This is a genomic window from Natrinema gari JCM 14663, from assembly GCF_000337175.1.
Taxonomy (GTDB): domain Archaea; phylum Halobacteriota; class Halobacteria; order Halobacteriales; family Natrialbaceae; genus Natrinema; species Natrinema gari.
The window spans coordinates 1-290 of record NZ_AOIJ01000078.1; the positions used below are offsets into that span (position 1 = coordinate 1).

1 rRNA gene is annotated in these 290 nt (G+C 56.9%); it reads right to left on the reverse strand.

Going from position 1 to position 290, the window contains the following annotated elements:
• Positions 1–290: ribosomal RNA gene (locus C486_RS21960) — 23S ribosomal RNA — on the reverse strand; the annotation flags it as partial.

Consider the following 290-nt stretch of genomic DNA (forward strand, 5'->3'; position numbering starts at 1 on the left):
AGGGTCTTCGCTTCCCCTTGGGGGTCTCCAGACTCCGCACTGGAACGTACAGTTCACCGGGCCCAACGTTGGGACAGTGGCGCTCTCATTGATCCATTCATGCAAGCCGCTACTGAAGCGGCAAGGTACTACGCTACCTTAAGAGGGTCATAGTTACCCCCGCCGTTAACGGGTCCTTCGTCCCCTTGTAAGGGGTGTTCAGATACCCGCACTGGGCAGGATTCAGTGACCGTACGAGTCCTTGCGGATTTGCGGTCACCTATGTTGTTACTAGACAGTCGGAGCGTCCG